Origin of the sequence: Aeromicrobium jepli (assembly GCF_047246605.1) — a bacterium.
Taxonomy (GTDB): Bacteria; Actinomycetota; Actinomycetes; order Propionibacteriales; family Nocardioidaceae; genus Aeromicrobium.
Genome location: NZ_JBFOKO010000004.1, coordinates 183,362 through 200,167, shown reverse-complemented (window position 1 = coordinate 200,167; position 16,806 = coordinate 183,362). Strand labels below are relative to the sequence as shown.

General features: G+C 72.1%; 18 protein-coding genes. 14 read left to right on the top strand and 4 right to left on the bottom strand.

Annotated features, from left to right (window positions below):
• The first annotated feature begins 15 nt into the window (after positions 1 to 15).
• From AB3M81_RS10135 to nusB, 14 genes are read left to right on the top strand one after another with little or no spacing between them, the layout of a single operon-like run.
• Complete coding sequence (locus AB3M81_RS10135; protein WP_412903786.1) at positions 16 to 1,377, top strand: replication-associated recombination protein A; 1,362 nt, start codon at positions 16 to 18, stop codon at positions 1,375 to 1,377.
• Positions 1,378 to 1,387: 10 nt separating this feature from the next.
• On the top strand, positions 1,388 to 1,903 hold the full coding sequence (locus tag AB3M81_RS10130) for a hypothetical protein (protein WP_412903785.1): 516 nt from the start codon (positions 1,388 to 1,390) through the stop codon (positions 1,901 to 1,903).
• Positions 1,900 to 2,172, top strand: a complete 273-nt coding sequence (locus tag AB3M81_RS10125) for a DUF6167 family protein (RefSeq protein WP_412903784.1) — start codon at positions 1,900 to 1,902, stop codon at positions 2,170 to 2,172. The genes AB3M81_RS10130 and AB3M81_RS10125 overlap by 4 nt, the downstream gene beginning before the upstream one ends.
• The gene (gene alaS / locus AB3M81_RS10120) at positions 2,172 to 4,829 is read left to right on the top strand and encodes an alanine--tRNA ligase (RefSeq protein WP_412903783.1); all 2,658 of its coding nucleotides are present in this window, start codon (positions 2,172 to 2,174) and stop codon (positions 4,827 to 4,829) included. Before AB3M81_RS10125 ends, alaS begins: the two co-directional genes overlap by 1 nt.
• Positions 4,826 to 5,302: a Holliday junction resolvase RuvX gene (ruvX, locus tag AB3M81_RS10115; RefSeq protein ID WP_412903782.1), complete on the top strand. Its 477-nt coding sequence runs from the start codon at positions 4,826 to 4,828 to the stop codon at positions 5,300 to 5,302. The genes alaS and ruvX overlap by 4 nt, the downstream gene beginning before the upstream one ends.
• Positions 5,299 to 6,438 carry an endolytic transglycosylase MltG gene (gene mltG / locus AB3M81_RS10110; RefSeq protein ID WP_412903781.1) on the top strand — a complete coding sequence of 380 codons (1,140 nt, stop codon included), beginning with the start codon at positions 5,299 to 5,301 and terminating at the stop codon, positions 6,436 to 6,438. Before ruvX ends, mltG begins: the two co-directional genes overlap by 4 nt.
• A 1-nt stretch (position 6,439) precedes the next feature.
• Positions 6,440 to 7,243 carry a shikimate dehydrogenase gene (locus AB3M81_RS10105; RefSeq protein ID WP_412903780.1) on the top strand — a complete coding sequence of 268 codons (804 nt, stop codon included), beginning with the start codon at positions 6,440 to 6,442 and terminating at the stop codon, positions 7,241 to 7,243.
• Between the two features lie 19 nt (positions 7,244 to 7,262).
• On the top strand, positions 7,263 to 7,916 hold the full coding sequence (locus tag AB3M81_RS10100) for a prepilin peptidase (RefSeq protein WP_412903906.1): 654 nt from the start codon (positions 7,263 to 7,265) through the stop codon (positions 7,914 to 7,916).
• Between the two features lie 13 nt (positions 7,917 to 7,929).
• Complete coding sequence (gene aroC / locus AB3M81_RS10095) at positions 7,930 to 9,108, top strand: chorismate synthase (RefSeq protein WP_412903779.1); 1,179 nt, start codon at positions 7,930 to 7,932, stop codon at positions 9,106 to 9,108.
• The gene (locus tag AB3M81_RS10090; protein ID WP_412903778.1) at positions 9,105 to 9,617 is read left to right on the top strand and encodes a shikimate kinase; all 513 of its coding nucleotides are present in this window, start codon (positions 9,105 to 9,107) and stop codon (positions 9,615 to 9,617) included. The genes aroC and AB3M81_RS10090 overlap by 4 nt, the downstream gene beginning before the upstream one ends.
• Positions 9,614 to 10,696, top strand: coding sequence for a 3-dehydroquinate synthase (aroB, locus tag AB3M81_RS10085; RefSeq protein WP_412903777.1), 1,083 nt, complete (start codon positions 9,614 to 9,616; stop codon positions 10,694 to 10,696). Before AB3M81_RS10090 ends, aroB begins: the two co-directional genes overlap by 4 nt.
• Positions 10,689 to 11,756 (top strand): M24 family metallopeptidase, encoded by a 1,068-nt coding sequence (locus tag AB3M81_RS10080; RefSeq protein WP_412903776.1) that lies wholly within the window; start codon positions 10,689 to 10,691, stop codon positions 11,754 to 11,756. The genes aroB and AB3M81_RS10080 overlap by 8 nt, the downstream gene beginning before the upstream one ends.
• Positions 11,756 to 12,319: an elongation factor P gene (gene efp, locus AB3M81_RS10075; RefSeq protein WP_412903775.1), complete on the top strand. Its 564-nt coding sequence runs from the start codon at positions 11,756 to 11,758 to the stop codon at positions 12,317 to 12,319. The genes AB3M81_RS10080 and efp overlap by 1 nt, the downstream gene beginning before the upstream one ends.
• The gene (nusB, locus tag AB3M81_RS10070; protein ID WP_412903774.1) at positions 12,319 to 12,729 is read left to right on the top strand and encodes a transcription antitermination factor NusB; all 411 of its coding nucleotides are present in this window, start codon (positions 12,319 to 12,321) and stop codon (positions 12,727 to 12,729) included. The genes efp and nusB overlap by 1 nt, the downstream gene beginning before the upstream one ends.
• On the opposite strand, the gene AB3M81_RS10065 is transcribed toward nusB, so the two are convergent.
• From AB3M81_RS10065 to efeU, 4 genes are read right to left on the bottom strand one after another with little or no spacing between them, the layout of a single operon-like run.
• Complete coding sequence (locus tag AB3M81_RS10065; protein ID WP_412903773.1) at positions 12,677 to 13,378, bottom strand: class F sortase; 702 nt, start codon at positions 13,376 to 13,378, stop codon at positions 12,677 to 12,679. The two genes, nusB and AB3M81_RS10065, sit on opposite strands and share 53 nt — an antisense overlap.
• Positions 13,379 to 13,405: 27 nt before the next feature.
• A complete protein-coding gene (efeB, locus tag AB3M81_RS10060; RefSeq protein WP_412903772.1) occupies positions 13,406 to 14,656 on the bottom strand; it encodes an iron uptake transporter deferrochelatase/peroxidase subunit in 1,251 nt (416 codons plus the stop codon).
• Positions 14,653 to 15,864, bottom strand: coding sequence for an iron uptake system protein EfeO (gene efeO / locus AB3M81_RS10055; protein ID WP_412903771.1), 1,212 nt, complete (start codon positions 15,862 to 15,864; stop codon positions 14,653 to 14,655). Before efeO ends, efeB begins: the two co-directional genes overlap by 4 nt.
• A complete protein-coding gene (gene efeU, locus AB3M81_RS10050) occupies positions 15,861 to 16,730 on the bottom strand; it encodes an iron uptake transporter permease EfeU (RefSeq protein WP_412903770.1) in 870 nt (289 codons plus the stop codon). The genes efeO and efeU overlap by 4 nt, the downstream gene beginning before the upstream one ends.
• Positions 16,731 to 16,806: the final 76 nt, after the last annotated feature.

Here is a 16,806-nt window from a genome sequence, read left to right as displayed (position 1 = left end):
CCGTAGGCTCGTACGGTGACCGACGGACTCTTCGACCTCCCCGAGGCGCCCGACTCCGGCCGTCGCGACTCGGGCGGCACCCTGGCCGGCAACGCGCACTCGAGCGCGCCGCTCGCGGTCCGGATGCGGCCGCAGTCGCTCGACGAGCTGGTGGGCCAGCAGCACCTGCTCGCGCCGGGCTCGCCGCTGCGCCGCATGATCGAGGGCAACGCCCCGCTGACCGTCCTGCTGTGGGGACCGCCCGGCACGGGCAAGACGACGCTCGCCAGCCTGATCAGCCGCCAGACCGACCGCCGCTTCGTCGAGGTCTCGGCCGTCAGCGCCGGGGTCAAGGAGGTCCGCGAGGTCATCGCCGGCGCGCGCCAGGCGCTGTCGCGCGGCAAGGAGACCGTCCTGTTCGTGGACGAGGTCCACCGGTTCAGCAAGGCGCAGCAGGACGCCCTCCTGCCGGGCGTCGAGAACCGCTGGGTCAGCCTCGTCGCGGCGACGACCGAGAACCCGCACTTCAGCGTGATCTCGCCGCTGCTGAGCCGCTCCCTCCTGCTCACCCTGCAGCCGCTGACCGACGACGACATCGCCGTCCTGGTCGACCGGGCCATCGAGGACGAGCGGGGCTTCGGCGGAGCGATCGCGATCAGCGAGGAGGCGCGCGACCACCTCGTGCGGCTCGCCGGGGGAGACGGCCGCCGTGTGCTGACGTACCTCGAGGCCGCGGCCGGCGCCGCCGCCCATCAGGGCCACGACGAGATCACGCTCGACGACGCGGCGCTCGCCGTGGACAAGGCGGCCGTGCGCTACGACCGCCAGGGCGACCAGCACTACGACGTCACGAGCGCGTTCATCAAGTCGATCCGCGGCTCCGACGTCGACGCCGCGCTGCACTACCTGGCGCGCATGATCGAGGCGGGGGAGGACCCGCGCTTCATCGCGCGCCGCCTCATGATCCACGCGAGCGAGGACATCGGCATGGCCGACCCGACCGCGCTGCCGCTGGCGACCGCGACCGCGCAGGCCGTCGCGATGATCGGCTTCCCGGAGGCCCGCATCCCGCTCGCGCAGACCGTCATCCACCTCGCGACCGCGCCCAAGTCGAACTCCGTGATCCGCGCGATCGACGCCGCGATGGCCGACGTCCGCGCCGGCAAGGTGGGCGCGGTGCCGCCCGCGCTGCGCGACGCGCACTACTCCGGCGCCAAGAAGCTGGGCCACGGACACGACTACGTGTACGCGCACGACGACCCGCGCGGCGTCGTCCCGCAGCAGTACGCACCCGACGACGTCGACGGGTCGGACTACTACCGACCGGGGCCGCACGGGGCGGAAGGGGCGATCGCCGAGCGACTCGCCCGAATCCGCGCGATCGTCCGAGACCGGTAACCTCGTTCCCATGTCCGTGCAGCTCGCGATGCTCGTCGCCTCCGCCGTGCTGGCGGTGGTCGCGGTCGCCGCTGCGGTCGTCGCGGTCGTGGCGCTGCGCAAGGCGAGGACACTCGCGCACGAGGTCAGTCGAGCGGAATCCGGTGATCGAGTAGCTCGCGACGAAGTCGCGGCGTATCGAGATCACGCCGACGAAGAGCGTGATCTCGATACACCTGCTCGTTCCTCGCAGGCACTCGATCACCGAGAAGCCGAGGTCGTCCGCGTCGTCGAGGGCCGTGTGATCGTGAAGCCCACGAACGACCAGATCGTCGCCGCCTCGATGACGCGCCCGGCGGTGCGCCTCAACATCGTCGCCGCGGGCCTCGCGCACGCGCTGCGCCCCGAGAGCCGCGACCGGATCATCGGCCTGATGCGCCGCGAGTACCGCGCCCGGAAGCGAGCTCGCCAGCGGGCCGCCCGCGCCGCGGCCCGCGCCACCAACGACCCGCCCCCGTCGAGCGGCCGAGGCTGGGTGGGCTCGTGAGCGCCCGCCTCGTCTGGTTCGTCGCCGGCGCCGCCGCCGGCGTGTACTCCAGCGTCAAGGCCAAGCGCGCCGCCTACCGGCTCTCGATGCCGGGCCTGATCGACCAGGCCGCGGCACTCGGCTCGGGTGTCCGTGCCTTCCGCGCCGAGATGGCGGAGGGCATGAGCGCCCAGGAGCAGCACCTGCGCGCCCACCTGCTCGACCACGACCACCGGCTCGCCCTGCCCGAGCACTCCGACACTTCCCCCCAACAGAAGGACTCCGACTGATGGAAACCGCTGAGATCCGGCGCCGATTCCTCTCCCACTTCGAGAACGCCGGCCACACGGTCGTGCCCTCCGCCCCGCTGCTGTTCGACGACCCGAACCTGTTGTTCGTCAACGCCGGCATGGTGCCGTTCAAGCCGTACTTCCTCGGCCAGGAGACGCCGCCGTTCGACCGCGCCACGAGCGTGCAGAAGTGTGTGCGCACCCTCGACATCGAGGAGGTCGGCAAGACCACGCGTCACGGCACGTTCTTCCAGATGAACGGCAACTTCAGCTTCGGCGACTACTTCAAGGAAGGCGCCATCACCCACGCGTGGGAGCTGATCACGAAGTCCGTCGACGACGGCGGCCTGGGCTTCGATCCCGACAAGATCTGGGTGACGGTGCTGCACACCGACACCGAGGCGCGCGAGCTGTGGAAGCGCATCGCCGGCCTGCCCGACGAGCGCATCCAGAACCGCGGCCTGCTGGACAACTACTGGCACATGGGCGTCGAGGGCCCGGGCGGCCCCTGCTCGGAGATCTACGTCGACCGCGGCCCGCAGTACGGCCCCGACGGCGGCCCCGAGGCCGACGAGGATCGCTTCCTGGAGATCTGGAACCTCGTCTTCATGCAGGAGGAGATCGCGAACGTGTCCGCCAAGGACAAGTTCGACGTGATCGCGCCCCTGCCGAAGAAGAACATCGACACCGGCATGGGCCTCGAGCGCGTCGCGTACCTCCTGCAGGGCAAGGAGAACATGTACGAGATCGACGAGGTCTACCCCGTGATCGCGAAGGCCGCCGAGCTGAGCGGCCGCGCGTACGGCAAGGACCACGTCGACGACGTCCGCTTCCGCGTCATCGCCGACCACGTCCGCAGCGGCCTCATGCTGATCGGCGACGGCGTCACCCCGGGCAACGAGTCGCGCGGCTATGTCCTGCGCCGCCTGCTGCGTCGCGCGGTGCGCTCGATGCGCCTGCTCGGCTTCGAGGACCCGGCGCTGCCCGAGCTGCTCCCCGTGAGCCTCGAGCGCATGAAGGCGTCGTACCCCGAGCTGGAGACCGACTTCGCGCGCATCAGCCAGGTCGCGTACGCCGAGGAGGAGGCGTTCCGCCAGACGCTCGGCAAGGGCACGCAGATCTTCGACGTCGCGGCGGGGGAGACGAAGCAGTCCGGCGGCACGGTCCTCGCGGGCGACAAGGCGTTCCAGCTGCACGACACGTACGGCTTCCCGATCGACCTGACGCTGGAGATGGCGCAGGAGCAGGGCCTCTCGGTCGACCAGGAGGGCTTCCGCGCCCTCATGGCCGAGCAGAAGGCGCGCGCCAAGGCGGACGCGAAGGCCAAGAAGGGCGTCCACGCCGACACCACGGTCTACCGCGAGACGATCGACACCTTCGGTCCCACCGACTGGGTCGCGTACACGAATCTCATCACCGAGTCGAAGGTGCTCGCGCTCCTGGCCGGCGGCGAGTCCGTCCCGGTCCTGTCGCAGGGCCAGGTCGGCGAGGTCGTCCTCGATCGCACGGGCTTCTACGCCGAGTCCGGCGGCCAGGCCGCCGACGCCGGCGTCCTGCGCTGGGACGGCGGCTCGGCCGAGGTGCTCGACGTGCAGCGGCCCATCCGCGGCCTCGTCGTGCACCAGGTGCGCGTCCTCGAGGGCGAGCTGACCCTCGACCGCGAGCTGTCGGCCGAGGTCGACCACGAGTGGCGCGTCGGCGCCCGCCAGGCGCACTCGGGCACGCACGTCGTGCACGCCGCGCTGCGCGAGGTGCTCGGCCCGACGGCGCTGCAGTCCGGCTCGTACAACCGGCCGGGCTACCTGCGCCTGGACTTCGGCTGGAACGGCGCGCTCGACCCCGAGCAGTTCCACCGCGTCGAGCACGTCTCGAACCGCGCGCTGCGCGAGGACCTGCAGGTCTCCCAGCACTACATGACGCTGCCCGAGGCCAAGGAGTTCGGCGCGCTGGCGCTGTTCGGCGAGACGTACGGCGAGGAGGTCCGCGTCATCGAGATCGGCGGCCCCTGGTCGCGCGAGCTGTGCGGCGGCACGCACGTCGAGCGCTCCAGCCAGATCGGCACGGTCGTGCTGACCTCGGACTCCTCGGTGGGCGCGGGCAACCGCCGCATCGAGGCGCTCGTCGGCATCGAGGGCTTCGAGTACCTCGCCCGTGAGCGCGACCTCGTGCTGCAGCTGACGGACATGCTCAAGGCCAAGCCGGACGACGTGCCCGCGAAGGTCCAGGACCTCGTCTCGCGCCTCAAGGCGACCGAGAAGGAGCTCGAGAAGATCCGCACGGCACAGCTGCAGGGTGCGGCCGGCGACATCGCGGCCGCCGCGCAGGACGTCGACGGCGTCGCGTTCGTCGCGCACCGCGCCGAGGGCGTCGGCGGCGGCGACGTGCGCCAGCTCGCGCTCGACATCCGCGGCCGGATCCAGGACCGCCCGGCGGTCGTCGTGGTCATCGGCACGGGCGGCGACAAGCCGTCCGCCGTCGTCGCGCTGAACCCGGCCGCGATCGACCGGGGCCTGTCGGCCAAGGACGTCATCGCGGTGGTGGGCGACAGGATCGGCGGCCGCGGTGGCGGCAAGGCCGACGTCGCGCAGGGTGGCGGCACGGACCTCGGCGGGATCGACGCGGCGTTCGCCGCCGTCCGGGAGACGCTGCTCGGATGACCTGGCGCAGGGGCCGGCGGCTCGGCGTGGACGTCGGTGACGCTCGCATCGGGGTCGCCTCGTGCGACCCGGACGGGCTCATCGCCACCCCCGTCGAGACCGTCACGGCCGGCCCGCAGGCGGTCACGCGACTCGTCGCCCTCGTCGAGGAGTACGAGGCGCTCGAGGTGGTCGTCGGCCTGCCGCTGGGCCTGTCGGGCCGTGAGGGCCCGGCCGCCGTCAAGGTGCGGGCGTTCGCGGGGGAACTCGCCACTGCCGTCCCGGGCGTTTCGGTACGGTTGGTCGACGAACGGCTCTCGACCGTCGCGGGACAGGCGCAGCTGCACGCCAGTGGCCGCACGACGAAGTCGTCGCGATCGGTGATCGACCAGGCCGCTGCGGTGGTCATCCTGCAGTCGGCCATCGATGCCGAGAAGACGCGAGGGACCGCCCCGGGCGAGCTCGTCACGGTGACGGAAGGGAACGACGCATGAGCGACAACGACAACGGACTCGACCTCCTCGCGGGGGAGCCGGGTCCCGAGCCCGAGCGCCGTCCCGGCTCGCGCCGCCGCGCGGAGCCCGCGAAGCGCAAGAGCGGCGTCGGCAAGGTCCTGGCGCTGCTCGCCGTCATCGCCGTGCTCATCGGCGGGTACGTCGTGGTGACGAAGGCGATGGACCGCCTCGGCGGCGCCGACGACTACAGCGGCAGCGGCTCCGGCTCGGTCGAGGTCACGATCCCGGCCGGGGCGAACGGCCTGCAGATCGCGCGCCTGCTCGCCGAGAAGGACGTCGTGAAGTCGTCCGAAGCGTTCTACCAGCTCAGCCTGACCGACCAGAGGGCCTCGCAGATCCAGCCCGGCACGTACCAGCTGCGCGAGAAGATGTCCTCCGAGGCGGCGATGGCCGCCCTCGTCGACCCCTCCGCGCGCGTCCAGACCAAGTTCACGGTGCCCGAGGGGGCCCGGGTGGGCCAGATCGTCGAGGTCATCGCCAAGAACACCGACATCAAGGCCGAGGACCTCGAGGCGGCGCTCGACGACCCGTCCTCGATCGGCCTGCCCGACTTCGCGAAGGGCAACCCCGAGGGCTACCTGTACCCCGAGACCTACTTCGTCGAGCCGGGCGACGACGCCAAGACCGTGCTCAAGCGCATGGTCGACCAGACGCTCAAGGTCGCCAAGGACCTCGACATCGGCACGCGCGCCCCGGCGCTGGGCATGAACGGCGAGCAGATCCTGACGCTCGCCAGCATCCTGGAGTACGAGGGCCAGAAGCCCGAGGACTACGCCAAGATCGCCCGCGTGCTCTACAACCGCATCGAGCAGGGCATGCCGCTGCAGCTGGACTCGACGGTCTCGTACGTCAGCGAGCGCAAGGGCGACGTGTGGACCACGCCCGAGGAGCGCGCCAACCCGTCGCTGTACAACACGTACCAGCACGCGGGCCTGCCGCCGGGACCGATCGGCTCGCCCGGCCAGGCGACGATCGAGGCGGCGCTGAACCCGGCCGAGGGCCCGTGGCTGTTCTTCTTCGCCAAGAAGGACGGGTCGGTCGTCTACAACGAGGACTTCGGCCAGCACACCCGCGACTGCCAGGCCGAGTACGGCGCCGGTTCGTGCGGTGGCTGACATGAGGTGCGCCGTCCTCGGCTCACCGATCGCGCACTCGCTCTCGCCGGCGATGCACCGGGCCGCCTACGCGACGCTCGGGCTCGAGTGGAGCTACGGCGCGTTCGACGTGGCCGAGGGCGAGCTGCGCGAGTTCGTCTCGGAGCACCGGGAGGGCTGGCGCGGCTACTCCGTCACGGCGCCGCTCAAGCGCGAGGCGGCCGCGCTCGGGGTGACCCGCGACGCCGACGTCCAGGCGCTCGGGGTCGCCAACACGCTCGTGGCGCACGACGGCGGCTGGGCCGCGCACAACACCGACGTGCCCGGCGCGATCAACGCCCTGCGCGAGGTCGGCATCGACGCCGTGGAGTCCGTCCGGATCCTCGGCGCCGGCGCCACGGCGGCGTCGCTCGCCCTGGCGGCGAAGCGCCTCGGCGCCGCCCGCGTCGAGCTGCGCGTGCGCGAGGAGGCCCGCGCGGCCACGACGGCGCGCGCCATCGAGTCGCTCGGCCTCGCGGTCTCGATCGTGGGGCTGCACGTGGACGTCGCCGAGACCGACGACCTGCTCGTCTCCACCGTCCCGGGCTCCGCCGTCGCCGGCCACGAGCACGCGTGGGTCGGCGCGGCCGACGCCGTCTTCGACGTGGTCTACGACCCGTGGCCGACCGTGCTCATGCGGTCGGCGCAGTCCGACGGCACGCCGCTGGTCAGCGGACTCGACCTGCTGGCCCACCAGGCCGTCCTGCAGGTCGACCTGATGACCGGCGAGGTCGTCGATCCACAGGTCCTGCGCGACGCGGCACTGGAGGCGCTCGCCAGCCGTTAGGGTGCCACTCGTGCCCGTCATGACGATCCTCGCCATGGTGCTGGCCGGCCTGCTGGCCGCGCTCTCGCCGCTCCTGCTCGCCCGGCTGCCGGAGCCGCAGAGCGAGCCCGACCCGGACATGCCCGAGAAGATCGAGTACGCGGTCCTCGCGAGCACCCCGCGCCTGGGCGTGTGGCTCATGCTGCCGGCCATCGCGCTCGCCGGGATCGCGGCGGCCACGATCACCGAGCCGAGGCTGCTGCCGGTGTGGATCCCGATCGCGGCGGCGACCCCCGTCCTGGCCTGGGTCGACTGGAAGGTGCACCTGCTGCCGTACCTCATCGTCGCGCCGCTGTACGTCGTCAGCTGGCTGCTCGTGGGTCTCAGCGCGTGGCTGCTGGAGGACCCGTGGGTCCTGCTGCACGCGCTGATCGGGAACGTCGCGGTGTTCGGCGGCTACTTCGTGCTGGGGCTGCTCGGGCCCATGGGCTACGGCGACATCCGGCTGTCCGCCGTGATCGGCGTGGCGCTCGGCCCGCTGGGCTACCTGGCCACGTTCTACGGGGTGTTCTTCGGCCTCGTGATCGGCGCGGTCGTGGGCCTGGTGCTGGCGCGCGGACGCCTCGGGACGCACACGCCGATCGCGTTCGGTCCATACCTGCTGCTCGGTGCGTTCGCCGCGCTGTGGGTCTGAGAGAATCGGCCCCATGCTTCGTTGGTTGACTGCCGGGGAATCCCACGGCCCCGCTCTCGTTGCCACGCTCGACGGCCTGCCGGCCGGCGTCGAGGTGACGAGCAAGGAGATCCAGGCCGCACTCGCGCGACGCCGTCTCGGCTACGGCCGCGGCGCCCGCATGGCGTTCGAGGCCGACGAGCTCGAGATCATCGGCGGCATCCGCCACGGCCGCACGCTCGGCAGCCCCATCGCGATGCGCATCGGCAACAGCGAGTGGCCCAAGTGGGAGCAGGTCATGGCGGCCGACCCGGTCGACCCCGAGACCCTCGCGGGCCTCAAGCGCAACGCGCCGCTGACCCGGCCGCGTCCCGGCCACGCCGACCTGGCCGGCATGCAGAAGTTCGACTTCGACGAGGCCCGCCCGATCCTCGAGCGCGCCAGCGCCCGCGAGACCGCGGCCCGCGTCGCGCTCGGCGAGATCGCCGCGCAGTTCATCGCGCAGACCACCGGCGCCACGATCGTCAGCCACGTCGTCGAGCTCGGCACCGTCAAGGCGCCTGCAGGCGTGCTGCCCACGCACGACGACGTCGACCGCCTCGACGCCGACCCGCTGCGCTGCGCCGACCCCGAGACGTCGCTCGCGATGGTCGCCGAGGTCGACGCCGCGCACAAGGACGGCGACACGCTCGGCGGCGTCGTCGAGGTGCTCGTCGAGGGCCTGCCGCCGGGCCTGGGCTCGCACACGCAGTGGGACCGCCGCCTCGACGCCCGCCTGGCCGCCGCCCTCATGGGCATCCAGGCGATCAAGGGCGTCGAGCTGGGCGACGGCTTCGAGCTCGCGCGCACGCGCGGCTCGGCCGCCCACGACGAGATCGTCCCCACGGCGGACGGCATCCGCCGCGTCTCGGGCCGCTCCGGCGGCACCGAGGGCGGCATGACGACGGGCGAGCTGCTGCGCGTCCGCGCGGCGATGAAGCCCATCGCCACGGTCCCGCGCGCGCTGCGCACGGTCGACGTCCATACCGGCGAGGAGACCCGGGCGCACCACCAGCGCTCGGACGTCTGCGCCGTGCCCGCGGCGGGCATCGTCGCCGAGGCGATGGTCGCGCTCGTCGTGGCCGACGCGCTGCTGGAGAAGTTCGGCGGCGACTCGGTCGGCGAGACGCGCCGCAACGTGCGGACCTACCTCGAGAACCTGAGGTACCGGTGACCGGCACCCGCCCGGTCGTCGTCGTGGTGGGCCCGCCGGGTGCGGGCAAGACCACGGTCGCCGAGCTGCTCGCCGAGCGGCTCGGCGTCGCCGTGCGCGACACCGACCAGGACGTCGAGGCCGCCGAGGGCGAGTCGATCCAGGACATCTTCGTCGGCCGCGGCGAGCCCGCGTTCCGTGCCCTCGAGGCGGCTGCGGTCGCCGAGGCCCTGCGCACCCACGACGGCGTGCTCGCGCTGGGCGGAGGAGCGGTGATGGACCCCGGGACCCGACGGCTCCTCGCGGACCAGACGGTCCTCCACCTCGACGTCGGCCTCGCGCAGGCCGCGACGCGCGTCGGGATGAACTCGGGACGGCCGCTGCTGCTGGGCAACGTCCGCAGCCAGCTCAAGCAGCTCATGGACGCGCGCCGGCCGCTGTACGCCGAGGTCGCCACCTTCACGATCGACACGAACGAGCTCAGCCCCGACGAGGTCGTCGAGCGCGTCCTGGCGGAGCTCGGCCGATGACCCGCCGCGTCGCCGTCTCCACGGCCCAGCCGTACGAGGTCGTCGTCGGCCACCACGTGCTCGGCGAGCTCGAGACCCTCGTGCCCGAGGACGCCGTGCGCGTCGCGATCATCCACGCCGGACCGGTGCTGGGCGTCGCGGAGGGCCTCGCGCGCCACCTGCCCGGCCGGCAGGTCCTGCTCATCGAGGCGCCCGACGGCGAGCAGGCCAAGACCGTCGAGTTCCTCGCGCACTGCTGGGACCAGCTCGGCCTGCACGGCTTCACCCGCTCCGACCTGGTCGTCGGCGTCGGGGGAGGGGCCACCACGGACCTGGCCGGCTTCGTCGCCGCGAGCTGGCTGCGCGGCGTGCGGTGCGTGACGGTGCCCACCACGGTGCTCGGCATGGTCGACGCCGCCGTCGGCGGCAAGACCGGCATCAACGTCGCGGCCGGCAAGAACCTGGTCGGCGCGTTCCACGAGCCGATCGGCGTGCTGTGCGAGCTCAGCACGCTCGCCGAGCTGCCCGAGCGCGAGCTGCGCGGCGGACTGGCCGAGGTCGTCAAGTGCGGCTTCATCGCCGACCCCACCATCCTCGCCGACGTCGAGGCCACGCCCGAGCGGGCGCTCGACCCGGCCGACGACCTGCTCGCCGACCTCGTCGCCCGGGGCATCGCCGTCAAGGCGCGCACCGTCGCCGGCGACCTGCGCGAGACCGGCGCCGACGGCTCCATCGGCCGCGAGGCGCTCAACTACGGCCACACGCTGGGGCACGCGATCGAGCGCCACGAGAGGTACACGATCCGCCATGGCGAGGCGATCAGCGTCGGCATGGTGTTCGTGGCCGAGCTCGCGCACCGCAGCGGCCTCATCGACGCCGACCTGCTCGCCCGTCACCGCGCGACGCTCGGCCTGGCCGGCCTGCCCACGACCTACGGCGGCGCCTCGTTCGAGGACCTGCTGAGCGGCATGCGGCTGGACAAGAAGACCCGCGGCGACCAGCTGCGCTTCGTCGTCCTGGACGCGCTGGCGAGCCCGCGGATCCTCGCCGGCCCGTCCGAGGACCTGCTGCGCGAGTGCTGGGAGGCCGTCCGTGACTGAGCAGCGACTGACCCGCCTGCGCGACCTGCTCACCGAGGCGGGCCACGCGGCCATGTACGTCTCGGACCTGGTCAACGTGCGGTACCTGACGGGGTTCACGGGCTCCAACGGCGCGCTGCTGGTGCCGACCCACGGCGACCCGGTGTTCCTCACGGACGGCCGGTACCGCGACCAGGCCGCCGAGCAGCTCGCCGCGGCCGGGCTCGAGCTCGAGGTCGTCGTGACCCGCGACATCATCGGCGTCGCAGCCGGCCGCGCTCCGGCCGACCTCGTCGCCGAGACCCACCTGATCGACGTCGACTCGTGGGAGAAGCTCGGTCGCCCCGAGCCGTCCGGGCGACTGATCGAGCGGCTGCGCGAGGTCAAGGACGACGCCGAGGTCGACGCGCTGCGCCGCGCCTGCGAGATCTCGGTGCAGGCGCTGGAGGCGCTGCTGGCCGGGCCGCTGCTCGGCCGCACCGAGCGCGAGGTCGCCCGCGACCTCGAGTGGCGGATGCTCGAGCTCGGCGCCGAGGACAAGGCGTTCGACACGATCCTCGCGGCGGGGGAGAACAGCGCGATCCCGCACCACGAGCCCACCGACCGCGAGCTGCGACGCGGCGACCTGCTCAAGATCGACTTCGGCGCCCGCGTCGACGGGTACCACGCCGACTGCACGCGCACCGTCGTCCTCGGTCCCGCGGCCGACTGGCAGCGCGAGATCCACGCGGCCGTGAAGGCGTCCCAGGCGGCCGGGCTGGACCGGCTGCGGCCCGGCGTCCCGGTGGCCGACGCGAACACCGCGGCCCGCGGCTCATTGGAGGAGTCCGGCTGGATCGACGCCTTCACGACGGGCCTGGGCCACGGCGTCGGGCTGCAGATCCACGAGGACCCGTTCATCGGCTCCGCGCACCCCGGTAGACTGGCCAGTCGCACCGTCCTGACGATGGAGCCGGGGATCTACCTGCCGGGCCGTGGGGGCGTGCGCATCGAGGACACCGTCCTCGTCACCGACCCCGACCACGGCGGTGAGCCCGACGTGCTCACCGAGACGACGAAAGAACTCCTGGAGATCCACTGATGGCAACCACGAACGACCTCAAGAACGGCATGGTCCTCAAGATCGACGGCAAGCTCCTCGCCGTCATCGAGTTCCAGCACGTGAAGCCGGGCAAGGGCCCCGCCTTCGTCCGCACCAAGCTCAAGGACGTCGAGTCGGGCAAGGTCCTCGACAAGACCTTCAACGCCGGCACGAAGGTCGAGACCGCCACGGTCGACAAGCGCGACATGCAGTACCTGTACAACGACGGCACGAACTACGTGTTCATGGACACCTCCACGTACGACCAGATCGAGGTCACGCCCGAGGTCATGGGCAGCACCGTCGACTACCTGCTGGAGAACCAGGACGCCGTCGTGGCGACCAACGAGGGCCGCGTCCTCTACGTCGAGCTGCCGGCCTCGGTCGAGCTCGTCGTCGAGCACACCGACCCGGGCCTGCAGGGCGACCGCTCCTCGGGCGGCACGAAGCCCGCGCGCCTCGAGACCGGCAAGGAGATCCAGGTCCCGCTGTTCCTGGAGTCCGGCGAGAAGATCAAGGTCGACACGCGTGACGGCAGCTACCTCGGTCGCGTGAAGGCCTGATGGCTGCACGCACCAAGTACCGCAAGCGGGCCCTGGACATCCTGTTCGAGTCCGAGTCCCGCGGACTGCCCGCGGACGGCACGCTGGCCGAGCGGCTCGAGCTGAACGACCCGCCGGTCAACCCGTACACGGTGAGCCTCGTCGAGGGCGTGGCCGCCAACGCCACGCAGATCGACGCCCTGCTCGAGGAGCACTCGCACGCGTGGCCGCTCGACCGCATGCCCGCGGTCGACCGCAACCTGCTGCGCATCGCCGTGTTCGAGATCCTGCACGTCGACGACGTGCCGGACGCCGTGGCGATCAGCGAGGCCGTCGAGCTGGCGACCGAGCTGTCCACGGACGAGTCGCCGAAGTTCGTCAACGGGCTGCTGTCGACGGTGGCGCATGTCGCGCCGCGCTCCGCGGAGTAGCGTCCACCGCCTTCGCGAACCAGATCGTCCGGTGCGACCACTCGCCCGGACCCGTGCGGGTGCCCGAGCACGCCAGGATGGCCAGGCGTGCCGGGCCCCGCGGGTTCTCGTAGCCGCTGTCGCGGCTGTCGGCCGGGACCTCGAGCTCGCGCTCGACCGCGTAGCACTGCACCTGCCCCTCGCCCCGGACGACGAGCACGTCGCCGTCCTCGAGGCGGTCGAGCAGCAGGTTGCCCAGCGCGGAGCCGTCCGGGTACGTGTGCGCGTTCACCAGGACGTGGCCGCGCCGGGCCCCGGGCAGCGGACTGGGGGCGCCGTCCCAGCCCCACGTCCACTTGCCCTCGTCGGTCAGCGGCGGGACGCCCGGCACGCCGCGCGCATCCCGCGGCAGCTCCATGACCGGATGGGCCTGCCCGGCCACCTCGATGGACGCCGGCGTGAAGGGACGGTCGGCGCCGCCGCGGCAGGGGTCGGGCTCCGGCGTGGGGGTGGGCGCGGCCGACCGCGTGGGGATCGGCAGGGTGGGCTGCGGGCCGGCCACGAAGCGGTCCTCGGGCGGGCGTGAGAGCAGCAGCGCAGCGGCGACCGCTGCCACGAGGGCCAGCACGACGGCCCCGGTGACGAGACCCTGCCGAGTCACTGCTGTCACACCAGCAGCGTAGGTTCGCCGCGGCGACTACGCGAACAGGCCGGCGCCGATCGACTCGCCGGGGCGGACTCCGCGCGGGATCGCGAAGATCGCCGACCCGATGTGCCGGATGTACTCGTTGAGCGCGTCGCCGGCGAGCGAGCGCTGGATGTCGATGAACTGCTGCGGCGATCGGCCGAACGCCAGGAAGAACAGCCCCGCGTTGAGCTGGCCCAGGTCGTTGTTGCCCTCGACGTAGTTGTAGCCGCGGCGCAGCAGGCGGGCCCCGCCGTTGTTCTCCGGGTGCGCGAGCCGCACGTGCGAGTCCATCGGGATCGCCGGCCCGGCCGCCTTCGTGGAGAACACGGAGAAGTCGGGCTCGGTGAACTCGGTGCCGCCGGACAGGGGAGCGCCCTCGCCCTTGTCGCGGCCCACGATCGCCTCCTGCTCCTCGAGCCGGACGCGGTCCCAGGACTCGATGAGCATCTGGATCTTGCGCGCCACGAGGAACGTGCCGCCCTCCATCCACGGCTGGTCGGCGCCGTCGGACCAGACCCACGTCGCCAGGTCCCGGTCGTCGTTGCTGAAGATGTTGGCGGTGCCGTCCTTGAACCCGAACAGGTTGCGCGGCGTGGACTGCGCCTTCGAGGTGGTGGACGTGCGGCCGTAGCCGAGCTGGGTCCAGCGGACCTGGGCCCGGCCGAACGCGATGCGTGAGAGGTTCCGGATCGCGTGGACCGCGACCTGCGGGTCGTTGGCGCACGCCTGGATGCACAGGTCACCGCCGCTGAACCGGTCCTCGAGCAGGTCGAACGCGAACGACGGCAGCTCGACCAGCTCGGCCGGGCGGCGGTCGGCGATGCCGAAACGCTTCCGGGCGAACAGCGTCGGGCCGAAGCCGAACGTGATCGTCAGGGCGTTGGCCTGCAGGCCGAGCGCCTCGCCGGTGTCCTCCGGCGGCTTGTACGGGCCGCCGCCGACCGCGCCCTCGGGCGAGACCTCCTGGCCGCGGGTCATCCGCGCCGCGGCGTCGGTCCAGTCGGCGAGCAGGGACTCGAGGTCCTCACGCGTGGCCGTGCTGGTCATGTCGAACGTCGCGAAGTACAGGTGCTGCTGCACGGCCGTGGTGATGCCCGCCTGGTGCGCCCCGTGGAACGGCACGACGAGGTCGCTCGCGCTCGGGGCCTCGTCCTGCGCGTGTCCGGCCGCAAACCCGCCGGCCGCCCCGACGGCCCCGGCCGCGCCCGCGGCCCCGAGCAGGCCGAGGGCGGAGCGACGGGAGAGCCGGGGACCGGTCATGACGCCGAGCCGCCCAGGACCGCGTCGGTCAGCTGCGACAGCGGCTCGCTCAGCGCGTTCAGCTGGGCGCCGAGCTCGTTGCGCTGCGGCTGCTTCACGGTGTCGTAGGAGACGAAGTCGTCCTCGTAGCTGCCGTACTTCTCCAGCAGCGCGAACATCGCGGCGAACTGCTCGTCGAGCTGCTCGACCAGCTGCTTACCCTCGGCGCCCTTGGCCTCGGCGATGTCGCGGACGGACTCGTAGGCGACCTTGGAGCCCTCGACGTTGGCGTAGAAGTCGTACAGGTCCGTGTGGCTGAACTCGTCCTCCTCGCCGGGGAGCTTGCCGTCGGGGGAGGCGACCTCGTCGAGCAGGCCGATGGCGCCGTTCGTGATGTTGCCGATCTCGAGCACGAACGCGTCGGAGTGGACCTTGTCGTAGAGCGCCTCGATGTCGGTGACGAGCTGCTCGCCGACCTGGCGGCGGCCGGCCTCCTCGAGCGCCGTCAGCTTCTCGCCGGGGTAGTTCTTGCGCGCCTCGTCGAGCCACAGGTCCATCTCGATGCGGTGGAAGCCGGTGAACGGCAGGTTCTCGGCCTCGGCGCCGGGCTTGCGATAGTCGATCTTGGGGTCGAGGTCGCCGAACTGCTCGGCGGTCGGCTCGATGCGCTCGTAGTTGATGCGCGCGATGGGGAACAGCGCCCGCGCCTTCTCGTCGTCGCCGGCGACGTACGCGTCGACGAACTTGCGGACCTGCGTGACGAGCGTGCCGACCTGGTCCTTCGTGTAGGCGGTGTAGGAGTCCACGGCGGCGTCGAACGCCTGCTGCTCGTCCTGGTCGAGAGCGACCTCGTCGCCGGTGACGGTGAACTTCGCGTTGCCGACGCCGTCGCCGACCATGCCGGGCTTGCACTCGGTGTAGTACTCACCGGGCTGCGCCTGGACCGTGAGCGTGCGCGACGTGCCGGGCGCGATGTTCTCGACCTCGCCGACGATGCGGAGCTGGTCGCTGTCGAGCAGGTAGAACTCGGTCACCTTGGAGCCGTCGTTGGTCACGTCGAACGTCAGCGTCCCGCTCTCGGCCTTCGCGGCCGAGACCTCGCAGGAGTCGGCCGTGCTGGTCACCTCGATGCCGGCGTCGTCGGAGTCGGAGTTCTTGACGCAGGCGCTCAGCGCGAGCGACGCCGTGACGGCGACGGCGAGCGCGATGGGGCGGGTGCGACGGTTCATGCACGGGTTCCTTCGGTCGGGGCGGCCTTGACCGCCGGGCGGGTGCGCCGCGTGGCGCGCCAGTAGAGGGTGCCGACGACGGCCAGGTAGACGGCCCAGACGGCGAGCTCGAGCTTGGTCATGTCGGGGGAGAAGCCGATCGTGCCCTTGAGCAGGGCGGCGGGCAGCCCGGACGGGTCGATCGTGTCGCTGAGCTGGAACGCCCACGCCGATGCGCCCTGGGTCCACGGGCCGGGCAGGACGCCGGCCTCCTGCAGGTCGTGGACGCCGTAGGCGAGGATGCCGGCGGCCACGACGATCAGCAGCGCGCCCGTCCAGGTGAAGAACGTGCCGAGGTTGATGCGGACGACGCCCCGGTAGATCGCCCAGCCGATGGCCACGGCGGTGAGCAGTCCCAGCACGGCGCCGAGCCAGGCGAGGCGCCCGTCGCCGCCGTCGCCCGCGGCGTTCACGGCGCTCCACAGGAACAGCGCGGTCTCGAGCCCTTCGCGGGCGACGGCGAGGAAGCCGATCGCGACGAGTCCCCAGCCGGGACCGTCCAGGCGAGAGTCGACCTGGTGCTCGAGCTCGCGCTTGAGGCCGCGCGCCGTGCGTGCCATCCAGAAGATCATCCACGTGACGAGGCCGACGGCCAGGATCGACAGGCTGCCGCCGATGATCTCCTGCGCCTCGAAGGTCAGTCCGTAGGTGCCGTACGTCAGCAGCGCGCCGAGTCCGAGCGACAGCACGACCGCCGCGCCGACGCCGGTCCAGATGCGCGGGCGCACGTCGTCGCGCCCGATCTTGCGGACGTAGGCGATGAGGATGCCCACGACGAGCGAGGCCTCGAGGCCCTCGCGCAGGCCGATCAGGAACGTGCCGAGCATGCAGCTCACCTTCGGGAAGCAGGGCGGACCACCTTAGGTCAGCCTCACCAATGTACGCGTTGGGGAGGTCGTGGTC

Excerpts from the sequence above, each read along its gene's own strand:
- aroC (WP_412903779.1), top strand. The coding sequence starts at position 7,930 with ATGCTTCGTTGGTTGACTGCCGGGGAATCCCACGGCCCCGCTCTCGTT.
- AB3M81_RS10130 (WP_412903785.1), top strand. The coding sequence starts at position 1,388 with ATGTCCGTGCAGCTCGCGATGCTCGTCGCCTCCGCCGTGCTGGCGGTG.
- alaS (WP_412903783.1), top strand. The coding sequence starts at position 2,172 with ATGGAAACCGCTGAGATCCGGCGCCGATTCCTCTCCCACTTCGAGAAC.
- nusB (WP_412903774.1), top strand. The coding sequence starts at position 12,319 with ATGGCTGCACGCACCAAGTACCGCAAGCGGGCCCTGGACATCCTGTTC.
- AB3M81_RS10100 (WP_412903906.1), top strand. The coding sequence starts at position 7,263 with ATGACGATCCTCGCCATGGTGCTGGCCGGCCTGCTGGCCGCGCTCTCG.
- AB3M81_RS10105 (WP_412903780.1), top strand. The coding sequence starts at position 6,440 with ATGAGGTGCGCCGTCCTCGGCTCACCGATCGCGCACTCGCTCTCGCCG.
- efeO (WP_412903771.1), bottom strand. The coding sequence starts at position 15,864 with ATGAACCGTCGCACCCGCCCCATCGCGCTCGCCGTCGCCGTCACGGCG.
- efp (WP_412903775.1), top strand. The coding sequence starts at position 11,756 with ATGGCAACCACGAACGACCTCAAGAACGGCATGGTCCTCAAGATCGAC.
- aroB (WP_412903777.1), top strand. The coding sequence starts at position 9,614 with ATGACCCGCCGCGTCGCCGTCTCCACGGCCCAGCCGTACGAGGTCGTC.
- efeB (WP_412903772.1), bottom strand. The coding sequence starts at position 14,656 with ATGACCGGTCCCCGGCTCTCCCGTCGCTCCGCCCTCGGCCTGCTCGGG.
- ruvX (WP_412903782.1), top strand. The coding sequence starts at position 4,826 with ATGACCTGGCGCAGGGGCCGGCGGCTCGGCGTGGACGTCGGTGACGCT.
- efeU (WP_412903770.1), bottom strand. The coding sequence starts at position 16,730 with ATGCTCGGCACGTTCCTGATCGGCCTGCGCGAGGGCCTCGAGGCCTCG.
- mltG (WP_412903781.1), top strand. The coding sequence starts at position 5,299 with ATGAGCGACAACGACAACGGACTCGACCTCCTCGCGGGGGAGCCGGGT.